Below are 7,149 nucleotides of genomic sequence, written 5' to 3'. Positions count from 1 at the left end.
CGGACCAAGCCGTCACGCTGCTGGTCAATCTTGCCACCTCGGCGCCGACCGCCGTCCAGACCGCCGTCGGCGCGGAGATCTCCACGCTGATCAGCGGCGGCCATATCACCGCCGACCGGGCGGTCGTCGACCTGGTGGGCGTTGCGGCGACGGGCTCTGCGGCATTGCAGGCGGCTGCCGTCGCCGAAATCAACGCGATGATTGCGGCCGGCCAGATCACAGCGACGCGGGCAATCAGCGATTTCGGCGCTGCCGTCAGCGCAGGCGGTCTCACTGCGGACCAGGCGATCACGCTGATTGCATATCTGGTGGCGCCGGCGTCCGAAGCGATGCTGCAGCAGGCTGGCGCAGTCATTGCGGCCTTTGTCAACAGCGGTCTTACCACCGCCGCGCAAGCCGTCAGCGACGTTACGAGTACGATGTCGCAGGGGGTGACTGCCGCTCAAGCCATCGCGGTGCTGATCAATGCCGCCGCAGGCGGCAATGCAGGCCTGTACAGCGCGGCTCTCGCCGAAATCGGCACTCTCGCGAGGCAGCCAGACGATGCGGTGTGGGATCTGCTCCCGCAGATCGCCTTCCTGCACCAGGCTGGTCTCAATCAGACCCAGCTGACGCAAGCGCTTAACCAGATCGCGCAGCAGATCGGTCAACTCATCAGCGTCAACAACCCGAGCGTGTCCGCGACGGTGGCCTATGCCGATCTGCATTTGGCAATCAACGCCGGCGTCATTTCCGTCGGCGACTACGTCGCGATTGCCAGTTATCTTGATGCCAATTACGGCAGCGTCTGGGATCCCGTGCTGACGGCGGGAATCGCAACGCCGACCCAGGGCGCTGATGCCGTCGCAACGCTTGCCTCGCTGCTGCCCGGCGCCAACAGCGCTGTCGTGACGGCGATCACCAACGCCGTTCTTCTGATCGTCAATAATCATCAGGTCACCTTCCAGAGCGCGGTCACCAACATCGTTGCGCATCCGTCGGATCAGGCCGTCATGGCTCTGACGGCGATGGCGGCGGGTGGCCAGTTCGGGCCGACGGCATTTGGTCAACCGGCCACCATCGGTGGCGTCACCACCGGCGGAATCTGGTCGATTATCCAGAGCGGCCACGTTTCCGCGGCGAATGCCATGTCGGATATTGTCGCCAGCATGGTGGCCGGGCTGATCTCGGCAGATCAAGCCGCCTATGTCATGATCTACGTGGCGAGGCAGGCCGATGCCTCGACGCAGGTGGCCGTCGGCGCCGGATTGGCCGCGCTGATCGGACAGGCATCGCAGGTTCTGTCCGACCTGGAGAACGGCACCGTCCAGACGTTTGCGGAATTGACGCCCGACCAGGTTGTCACTGTGTTCTCAGGCGCGATCAGCGCGCCGGGCACCAGCGCAACCGTTCAGGCTTCGCTGGCGACCGAGATCGCAGACTTGACTCCTTTTACGTTGAGTGGGTCGCAAGTCGTGACCGACATCGGCAATCTCGTCGCCGGCGGCGCATTGACGGCGGCGCAGGCCGCGATCGTCTTGTATCAGCTCGGCGCCAATATCAACGGTGCGACAAACGGGCAGATTGCGTCGCTGCAGACGGCGCTCAACGGCGCGCTGTCGTCGCTTGGCCCGACCGCGGCCGGTGGTATCGCCACCCTCATCTCCGAACACATTATCACTGCGGATTACGGCGTCGTCCTGATGCTGAGCCTTGTCGGCAACGGCACCGGCTCGAACGGCCTGGTCGCCAGCGAAATCGCGACCCTGGTGCACAACAACGCCACGAGCGCTGCGCAGGTGATGACGGACATCATGGCTGCCGTCAGCTCCGGCAGCGCCACCGTCGATCAGGCGGTCACGCTGCTGGCGGTTCTGTCGGTCCAGGGTAATGCGGCGCTGCAATCCGCCGCCGATGCCGAAATTCTGTCGCTCATCACTGGCAACCAGATCGCGGCCGCGCAGGCGATGACCGATGTCGGCAACACCATCGCGGCCGGCACGCTCACCGGCGACCAGGCGGTGGTGCTGCTGGCGAGCCTTGCCGGAAGCGGCAATGCGGTGGTGCAGGCCGCGATCGGCAGCGAAATCGCAAGCCTCATCGGCGCCGGTAAGCTGACGGCGAGCCAGGTCAACACCGATCTCGCCGCTGCGATCACCACCAACGCGCTCAGCGTCGATCAGGCCGTTGTCGTGCTCGGCAGCGAAGCGCTTGCGGGCAGTGCTGCGGTGCGCACCGCGGCCATCGGCGAGCTCTCGGCATTGGTCAGCGGCAACCAGATCGCCGCCGCCCAGGTCGGCGCCGACATCGGCAGCGCGATCGGCACCGGCTTCACGGCCGATCAGGCGGTCGCGCTCCTGGCCAGCATCGCGGCCCAGGGCAATGCGGCTCTGCAGGGCGCCGCCGCGACGGAAATTCTCGCCTTGATCGCTGGCCATCAGGTCACCGCCGCGCAGGCGATGACCGATATCGGCAACGCCATCACCGCCGGCACGCTGACCGGCGACCAGGCCATCGGTGTGTTCGCCCTGCTGGCGAATTCCGGCACCGCGGCCGAACAGGCCGTCATCGGGGCCGAGCTGGCGATGCTGATCGCCGCCGCCACGATTACCGCCACGCAGGCCACGGCCGGTATCAACACCGCCATCACCACCAACGCGCTGACGGCCGATCATGCGATTGCCGTGCTCGCCAATCTCGCGGCCGCCAGCAGCGCCACGGTGGCCGGCGTCGTCATGACCGAAATCGCCGTGCTGGTTGGCGCCAACAGGATTTCGGCCGCCGCTGTGGCGACCGACATCGTCGGCACCATCGGTGCGTCTCTCACGGTTGATCAGGCGGTCGCGCTGCTGGCCGGCGTCGGCGGCCAAAGCGGGGCGGCGCTGCAATCCGCCGCCATCGGCAGCATTCTCGCGCTGGTCCAGAACAGCCAGATCAACATCACGCAGGCGCTCACCGACACCGGCGGCACTGTCGCGGCCGGCACCCTCACGGGCGATCAGGCCGTCAGCCTGCTGGCGGCTCTCGCCAATGCCGGCAGCGCGGCACAACAGCTGGCGGTCGGTACCGAAATCGCTGCACTGATCGCGGCGAACCGCATCACCGCCTCGCGGGCGATGACCGACCTCGACACTGCGATCGGGACGGGTGCGCTCACTGCCGATCGCGGCGTCGTCGTGCTGGCCGGCGTCTGGCTTGCCGGCTGCACCGGCGTGCCCGCCACCGCGGTCAGCGAAATCCTGGCCCTGGTTACCGAGAACAGGCTCAGCGCCGCTCAGGCCGCGGCCGATATCGGCAGCATGGTGGGCGGCGTGCTCACCGCCAATCAGGACGTCACGCTGCTGGCGAGCCTGTGGCTGCAGGGCGGCACGACGGTCCGGGGCGCTGTCGCCCAGGAGCTGGTCACGCTCATCACCAACGGCAACGTCACGGCCGCGCAGTTCGGCGCCGCGATCACTGCGGGCGCGCTGGCAGCGGATCAGGTTATCGCCCTGATGGCCGTGGTCGCCAGCGACGGCGCCACGCGGATTCAGACCGCCATTGGCGCCGGCATTGCGGCGCTGATCGCCGGCAACCAGATCACCGTCACGGCGGCGATCAGCGACATCAACACAGCCATCAGCAACGGTGTGCTCACGCCGGACCAGGGTGTCACGGTCCTGTCCGGCATGTCGGCGAACGGCAGCACAGCAGTGCAGACCGCGGTCGCCGACGAGATCGAGGCCCTGACGGGTCCGGTCATTTCGGCGAGCCAGGCGGTGGCCGATATCGCCAATGCGGTCGGCAACGGCATTTCGATCGACCAGGCCGTCGCGATGCTGGCGGTGCTGTGGACTGAGAACGACGCAACGCTGCAAGGCGCCGTCGTCAGCGAAATTCTCGCACTGATTACCGGCGGCCAGATCACCGCGGCGCAGGCGATGACCGATATCGGCAACACGCTCGCTACCGGCACGCTGACCAACGCCCAGGTCATGGCGCTGTTCAGCGCGCTGTCGGGCGCGGGATCGTCGACCGTGCAGACCGCGGTGGCCACCGAGGTCGCGAACCTGCAGGGCGTCGCCGGCATCGATGCGCAGGTCACCAGTCATGGCATCACCGCTGCAGCTGCTATTCCGGCGCTCCTGAACCTGCTCGCCGGCGATCCGTCGCAGCAGTCGGCGGTCACGACCGAACTTCTCAAGCTCGCCGGAGAGACGCCCAGCGTTATTCCGTCGATCGCCTCGGACATCGGCGCGGCGATCGGACAGAATTTCAGCGCCGATCAGGCAGTCAACTTGCTCATCAGCGTCGGCGCGCAGGGCAACGCCGCGCTGCAAGCCAGCTGCGGCGCGGAGATCGCGTCGCTGATCACGGGCAACCAGGCCAGCATCGCTCAAGTGATGTCGGACATGCTGACCGCGGTCGATTCGCAGTGGGCCGCGGGTCTCGACCCGTTGGCGCGCACGGGAGCCGACATTCGGACCATATCGGCGGATCAGGCGATTGCGCTGCTGACCGTGATCTCGTCGCATTCGGGAGCCGCCGTCCAGGTCGCGGCCGGCGACACGATCTTCGTGTTCACGCAGTTGAATTGGATTTCTGCCACGCAGGCGGTCGGCGACATCACCGCCGCCGTCACGTCGGGTGCGCTCGGCGCCGGACCTGCGGTGGTCATGCTGGCCGCGGGCGCCGAATTCGCCGCCAATATCCTGCAATCGGGCTACTATACGATCTTCAGCAGTAGTATCCCGGCAAACTACGTTGCTCCGACCCAGTCGGTCTTCTTGAGTGGAATCACCACGCTGATTGCCAACAATGCGTTGAGCGCGGCTGCCGCCATGGCAGATGTCGCAACCATCGCGGGCGTCCCCACGCTCGGCTTTGTCGATCAGGCGACCCAGTACTGGATCTATCGCGGCTTCACGACCACCCAGTATCAAGGGCCTGGTTATCTCTACACCTACACCATCGATAGTGTCGGGGTGAATACCACCACCGCGCCCGCCAACGCCAACCACGTGTTGTCGCTGCTGGTCGGCCTGGCGGAAATCGGCACAACGGCCGTGCAGTCTGCGGCCGGCACCGAAATCTCCACACTGATCGGGCAAAATCAGATCACCGCGACGCAGGCGGCGACTGCCATCGGCGGCGCGATCGGCAACGGGATGACCGCCGACCAGGTCATGGCGATGCTGGCGGGCATCGCCGCCACCGGTAGTTCAACCGCGACCGCGGTCGGTAACGAAATTCTCGCGCTGGTGACCGCCGGCAAGATCACCACCACGCAGGCAATGACCGACATCGACCACGCCGTTGCCAATTCGGCCATGCCGGCCGGCGCCGGACTCGCGGTGCTGAATGCCGTCGCGGCCGGCGGCAATGACAGCGAGCAGATCGCCGTAATCGGCGAGGTTGGTGCATTGCTCGTCGAAAGCAAGATCACCTTCTCGCAGGCGCTGTCGCTGTTGGCGACCGTCGCGGGCGAAGGCTCGACCGCCGTGCAGTCGGCGGCCGTCAGCGAGATCGCAACGCTGATCGCGGGCCACCAGCTCACCGTGGCGCAGGCTGTCAACGGCATCGGCAACGCCGCCGGCGCCGGCCTCAGCGGCACCCAGGCGGTGAACTTGCTGCTGTCGCTTGCGGTGCAAGACACTGCGGCCCAGAGCGCAGTCACGGGGGAATTCCTCGTCCTGCTCAACGCCAACCAGACCACGCCCGGCGAGGTGGCGAACACGATCGTCAATTCGGTTCTCGCGGGAACGATCGTGCCCACACAGGCGCTCACGATGCTGATCGGGCTTGTCGAAGGCGGCGATATCGCGCTCGCGCTCGCTGTCGGCGCTGCGATGAACCGGTGGACTGGCAACAATTCCCTCGCCGCGATCACGTCGGCCGTCAACACCCATGCCATGAGCGCCAATCAGGCCGTCGCGATGCTCGTCGCCATGGAGGGGGGCGGCTCGGCGGCGGTCACCAACGGTCTCGTCGCCACCAGCGTCATCACGGCTCAACAGGCCGCCACGGCGCTGTTGCTGGTCTGGACGCAGAACGATCCGTCCCAGCACCTGCAAGCAATCGTGTCCGTAGAACTGACCGCGCTGATGGCCGGGATCGGCTCGGGTGCCCTGATCTCGCCGGCGGCGCTGATGGCGGATATCACGGCGGCCGTCACGTCGAATACGCTGTCCAGCTCACAGGCCGTCATCCTGCTCGGCGCGCTGCTGTGGCAAGCGCCTTCGGCTAGTCTGCCTGCTATCATCACCGAGGTCGGATCGCTGGCCAATCAATTCGGCGCTGCCCAGATCATCTCGCAAATCCAGGCAACGCTGACCTCGAATCAGGCGCTGGCTGTCTTCTCGAATCTCGAAGTGTACCCCTGGCGTTTGAACGCCGACGTGGCGAAGTACATGAGCCAGTTGTTGTGCGGCGTTGCCACCGGCAGCGCCGCCAACACGATGCTGGCCGGCGCAGCGCTCGCCTCGATGATCGTGCAGCAGCAGCTCTCGGTCTACACGTTCAACATCACGCCGTTGGTCACGAGCGGTGCCTTGACCCAGGCCCAGGGCGTCAATGTGCTCGCGGCGACCATCGCCAACCTCCCGCCATCCGCCACCGAGGCCTCGGGCATCGCCGGGCGGCCGGGCGTCAACGCGATCAGCAATCTCGCCAACTACATCGCCTCTCTGGCGGGTGTCGCGGCGATTGGCGAGATCGACGCCTTTGTCGGCGCGTCGTCGGCGTCGATGACCNCCGCCTGTGGTGCGCTCGCCGGGGCGTTCGCCGATCTTCTCACGCGGTTGAACAGCCAGGGTCAGCCCCTCGCCACCGTGGCGCAGATCGTGACGCAGGTGCATAACGACGTCAGCAGCAACGTGCTCGGGGCCGACCAGGCGATCTGGTTGCTCTCGAGCCTCGCGTCGCACGTGACCAGTCCGCTGATCGGCGCCGAAATCGCCACGCTGGTGACCAGCGGCCGCGTCAGCGCCGCGCAGGCGATCGGCGATCTCGATGCCGCCGTCACGGGCAATCTGTTGTCCGCCAGCCAGGCGATTGCGATCCTTGGTGGCATTGCGGCGAACGCGCATGGCAACGCCACGCTGCTGACCGGTGTCGCCAACGAAGTCGCGAGCCTCGAAGGCGCCATCATCGGCACCACGCAATTCCAGGCGGCCATCACTTATACGGCGG

It is taken from the genome of Bradyrhizobium sacchari, from assembly GCF_002068095.1.
Classification (GTDB): domain Bacteria; phylum Pseudomonadota; class Alphaproteobacteria; order Rhizobiales; family Xanthobacteraceae; genus Bradyrhizobium; species Bradyrhizobium sacchari.
This window is presented reverse-complemented; position numbering follows the sequence as displayed.